Annotated in this window: 4 protein-coding genes; all 4 read left to right on the forward strand. The window is 66.7% G+C overall.

Annotation, left to right across the window (positions count from 1 at the left end; genetic code table 11):
- Positions 1 to 512 (forward strand): hypothetical protein (locus tag VLA96_14830; protein HSE50479.1); only part of this gene is annotated, 512 nt, incomplete at its 5' end.
- A gap of 48 nt (positions 513 to 560) precedes the next feature.
- The gene (locus VLA96_14835) at positions 561 to 3,254 is read left to right on the forward strand and encodes a protein kinase (protein HSE50480.1); all 2,694 of its coding nucleotides are present in this window, start codon (positions 561 to 563) and stop codon (positions 3,252 to 3,254) included.
- A 117-nt stretch (positions 3,255 to 3,371) separates the two neighbouring features.
- Positions 3,372 to 4,568 carry an acetyl-CoA C-acetyltransferase gene (locus tag VLA96_14840; GenBank protein HSE50481.1) on the forward strand — a complete coding sequence of 399 codons (1,197 nt, stop codon included), beginning with the start codon at positions 3,372 to 3,374 and terminating at the stop codon, positions 4,566 to 4,568.
- Positions 4,569 to 4,663: 95 nt separating this feature from the next.
- Positions 4,664 to 5,133: 3-hydroxyacyl-CoA dehydrogenase NAD-binding domain-containing protein (locus tag VLA96_14845; GenBank protein ID HSE50482.1), on the forward strand; the 470-nt coding region annotated here is incomplete at its 3' end.

Here is a 5,133-nt window from a genome sequence, read left to right on the forward strand (position 1 = left end):
AGCTCGATCCGCTCTCGCTCATCATCCAGACGGATCACGGCGCCATCCTTTTCTATGCCCGGCAGTACGAGCGCGCGGCCGCCAAGCTGCGCGCCGTGATCGCGCGCGACGCCAGCTTCCCGCGCGCCCATGGCCTGCTGCACGGCGTCTACCAGGAGCAGGGGAAGGTCGAGGAAGCCCTGGCCGCCATCGAATCCTCCGGCTGGTCGGCGGAGAACCCGTGGTACCTGGTCGGGATGGCGCGCACGCATCAGTTGCGCGGCGACCGCCGGCAGGCGCGTGTCGAGCTGGCCCGGCTGGCGGAGCTGACGGAGCGCAAGCGCCTCGACGCCGGCGCGCTGGTCTACGCCACTTCCGCCGTCGGCACCCGCGACGAAGCCTTCGCCGCCCTCGAACAGGCCTATCAACAGCACTCCAACGTGCTCACCAGCTTGAAGGTCAACCCTGTCTACGACCCGCTGCGCGGCGATGCCCGCTTCGTCCGCCTCATGCGCCGCGTCGGCCTGAACTAGCTCTTTCCACTTCCCGACGTTTTACGCTACAGTCCCCACTCACCTGTCATGATCGGCCAGACCATCGGGCACTACCGCATTACCGCCGAAGTCGGGCGCGGCGGCATGGGCGTGGTGTACGCCGCCGAGGACCTGAACCTCGGCCGGCAAGTCGCCATCAAGTTCCTCACGCCCGAGATGGGTTCCGACCCCGACACGCTCGAGCGCTTCCGCCGCGAGGCACGTGCCTGCTCCTCGCTCAATCACCCGAACATCTGCACCATCTACGACCTCGAGAAAGAGGGCGACCGCAACTTCATCGTGATGGAGCTGATGGAGGGCCAGCCGCTTTCGCACAAGCTGGTCGCGGGCTCGCTGCGCATCGGCGACGTGCTCGACCTCGGCACCCAGATCGCCGACGCGCTCGACGCCGCCCACGCCAAGGGCGTCATCCATCGCGACATCAAGCCCGCCAACATCTTCGTCACCAGGCGCGGACAGGCCAAGATCCTCGACTTCGGCCTCGCCAAGCTGCCCAAGAAGCAGCACGTCGCCGAGACCGCCGCCATCGGCGGTCCCCCGAGCGATCCCGGGCTCTCGCTCACGCAGTCGGGCACCACGGTCGGGACCATCGCGTACATGTCGCCGGAGCAGGCCTGCGGCGAAGAGCTCGACGCTCGCTCCGATCTCTTCAGCTTCGGAGCGGTGCTGTACGAGATGTCCACCGGCAAGGTGCCGTTCCCGGGCAACAGTCCGGCGATGGTGTTCAACCAGATCCTCGAGCGCCAACCGATCGCGCCCCGCCAAGTGAATCCCGACCTGCCCCAGCGGCTGGACGAGATCATCCTGCGCGCGCTCGAGAAAGACCGCGAGCTGCGCTACCAGTCGGCCGGCGAGATGCGCGCGGAGCTGCGCCGCCTGGCCCGCGATTCCAGCTCCGGCAAGATGGCCGCCGCCGCGCCCCGCTCCACCGCGCAGCAGAAGGTGCCGTCGAGCTCCGAGATCCTGATGGGCGAGGCCAAGCGGCACAAGTGGCAGATCGTCGCGGGCCTGGTCGTGGCCATCGGGATCATCGCCGCGCTCTCCATCGGCGCCTTCCAGTGGCTGGGCGCATCGCAGGTCCCGTTCGACACGCAGAACATGAAGTTGACCCGCCTGACGCAGCACGGCCACGCCGTCTACGCCGGCATCTCGCCCGACGGCAAGTACATCGCCTACGCGCGCCGCGAAGGCGATCGCAGCCTCTGGGTGAAGTCGATCACGACCGGCAGCCACATCCAGGTGGTGCCGCCGCAGCCCGGCTTCTACCAGCACGACATCTCGTTCACGCCGGACGGCGACTACGTCTACTTCGCGCGGCACACCCCCGAGAACCCGGCGGTGCTGGCCCTCTACTCCGTCCCCACGCTGGGCGGACCGATCAAGAAGATCGTCGAAGACGTCGCCAGCGGCTGCACCTTCTCGCCCGACGGCAAGCAGATCGCCTTCATCCGTGCCGATTTCGCGCACGGCAAGACGCTGCTGATGGTCGCAAGCACCGACGGCAGCAGCCAGCGCGAACTGGCGTCGCGCGGCAGCAATGAAGGGTTCCGCCAGAGCGCGCCTGCCTGGTCGCCCGACGGCAAGCTCGTCGCCTCCGCCGCCGAGCACCTCGGAAAGGATGCCGCCACCATCGTCGCCGTGTACCCGGTGCAGGGCGGCAAGGCGGTGGAGATCCCGTCGAAGTTGATGGTGGAAGGCGTGCGCTGGCTGACCGCCGGCGGCCTGCTGCTCCTGGGATCGGACCTCACCCACGGCGACCGCGTGCAGCTCTATTACCAGCCCTATCCCAAAGGCGAACTGCGCCGCTTCACCAGCGACCTGGGGAGCTACCAGAGCGTGAGCCTCGACGCTTCGGAGAAGATGATCGCCGCCGTGCAGGTGGATCGCGGTCGCAATGTTTATGTAGCGCCCGCCTCCGATCCCACCGCCATGACGCAAGTGACGCAGGATCGCGACATCGGGAACACCGTCGCCTGGCTCTCCAATGAACGCCTGATCATGGATGATCCCGACCTGAACCTCGACCTGCTGCGGCCCGATGGCTCCGACCGCGACACCCTCAAGCAGGACCTGCCTTCCGCCTTCCCGACGCGTTGCGGCGAGAACGCCGTCCTGGTGGCGCGCTTCGATCCGGCGGAGAACAGCGTCAACGTTTGGAAGGTCGACGCCGCCAGCGGCGCGACTCGCCAGCTCACTCATGGGAACCGCAACTTCCCCGGTTCCTGTTCGCCCGACGGCAAGTGGGCCTACTACTCCAACGCCGACGTCTCGCCGCAGCGCATGATGAGGATCGCGACCGACGGCGGCCAGCCCGAAGCCATCGGCCCGCCGGCTGCGTTCGCGCCCCAGGTCTCGCCCGACGGCACTCTCGTGCTGTTCCCCTACACCGAAGGCTCCGGCGGCGCGCGCGTGTTCTACTTCGCCGTGATGCGCCTCGCAGATGGCCAGATCCTGCACCGCTGGTCGATCGGCGCCGGCTTCAATGACACGCTGCAATGGCTGCCCGACGGCAAGGGCTTCCTCTACACGCGTCTGCTGGGACAGAACATCAACCTCTGGCAGCAGATGCTGGATGAGAAAGAAGCGCGCCAGGTGACGCGCCTCACGGTCGCCAACGACATGATCAGCAGCTTCGCGTTCTCCCCGGACGGCAAGCGCATCGCCATCGTCCGCGGCCCCGAAAACGTGGATGTCGTGCTGTTCACCGATTTCCGCAAGTAGCCCGACCCGGTTGTCGCCCGCTCCTCCTCGCGCGCGGGCACTAGCGACCACGGACTAGCGGCTGATACACTGAAACGTTTGCACGCACTCTTGCGACGTCATCAGTAAAGGCCGCTCATGCTGTCACCTCAGGACATTGCCATCGTCAACGGGGCGCGCACCCCGATGGGCCGCTACTGCGGCAAGCTGCGCGATTTCACCGCCATGGAGCTGGGCGCCGTCGCTTCGAAGGAAGCCATGAAGCGTGCGGGCGTCGAGCCCAAAGAGTTCGACCACGCCGTCTTCGGCAACGCGCAGCAGACCTCCGGCGACGCGCTTTACGGCGCGCGCCACGTCTCGCTCCGCGCGGGCCTGCCCGTCGAAGTCCCCGCGCTCACCGTGAACCGCCTCTGCGGGTCGGGCATGCAGGCCATCGTCTCCGCCGCCCAGATGATCCAGCTCGGCGAGGCCAGGACCGTGCTCGCCGGCGGCATGGAAGCGATGTCGCAGGCGCCGCACGTCATCCGCGGCATGCGGTGGGGCGTCGGCCTCGGCGAAGGCAAGCTCGAGGACTCGCTCATGGTCGCGCTCCTCGACACCTACTGCGGCCTCTACATGGCGCAGACCGCCGAGGAGTACGGTAACCAGCAGGGCATCACGCGCGAACACATGGACGAGTTCGCGCTGCGCTCGCAGAAGCTGGCGCACGAGGCGCAGAAAGCCTGCCGCCTCAAGGAAGAGATCACGCCCGTCCCGCTCAGGAACCGCAAGGGCGAGCCGACCGGCGAACTGTTCGAGCAGGATGACCACCTGCGTCCGGAGACCACGCCCGAGGGTCTCGCGAAGCTCAAGCCCGCCTTCGGCAAGCACATCACCGCGGGCAACGCCTCGGGCATCGTCGACGGCGGCGCTGCCGTCGTGCTCATGCCGCTCGCGGACGCCGAGAAGCGCGGCCTGAAACCTATGGGCCGCCTCGTCTCGTGGGGCATCGCCGGCGTGGATCCGAAGATCATGGGACAAGGTCCCGTGCCCGCCTCGCGCGCCGCGCTCAAGAAGGCCGGCCTCAAGCTCGAAGACATCGGCTTGGTCGAGGTGAACGAAGCCTTCGCCGCGCAGTACCTCGCGGTCGAGAAGGAGCTCGGCCTCGACCGGAACAGAGTCAACGTGAACGGCGGCGCCATCGCGCTCGGCCACCCGCTCGGCGCCACCGGCACGCGCCTGGTGCTCACGCTGCTCTACGAGCTGCGCCGGCGGAAAGGGAAGTACGGCCTCGCGACCGCGTGCATCGGCGGCGGCCAGGGAATCGCCGTCATTGTGGAGAATTTACAAAGATAAATTCACCACGGAGACACGGAGTTCACGGAGAAAAGCCAAAGATAAAAGGATTCCTCCGTGTCTCCGTGCCTCCGTGGTGAAAAAGGAAGTCATAGATGGCTATTAATAAGGTTGGAGTGTTGGGTTGCGGGTTGATGGGCTCGGGCATCGCCCAGGTCTCCGCCGCCGCCGGCTGCGAGGTCGTCGTGCTCGAAGCCGAGCAGAAGTTCCTCGACAAGGGTTTCGCCGGCATCGAGAAGTCGCTGGCGAAGTTCGCCGAGAAGCCGGAGAAGTCCGGCATCACTCCCGAGAAGGCCAAGGAGATCCGCGGCCGCCTCAAGGGCACGCTCTCGAAGAACGACCTCGCCGACTGCGACATCGTCATCGAGGCCATCATCGAGAACCCCGAGACGAAGAAGGCGATGTATCGCGACCTCGACGCCACCGTGAAGAAGGACGCCATCTTCGCTTCGAACACCAGTTCCATCTCGATCACCGAGCTGGCGGCTTCGACCAAGCGGCCGGAGCGCTTCATCGGCCTGCACTTCTTCAACCCGGTGCCGCTGATGAAGCTGGTGGAAGTCAT

The organism is Terriglobales bacterium, assembly GCA_035457425.1.
Lineage (GTDB): Bacteria > Acidobacteriota > Terriglobia > Terriglobales > Acidobacteriaceae > JACPNR01.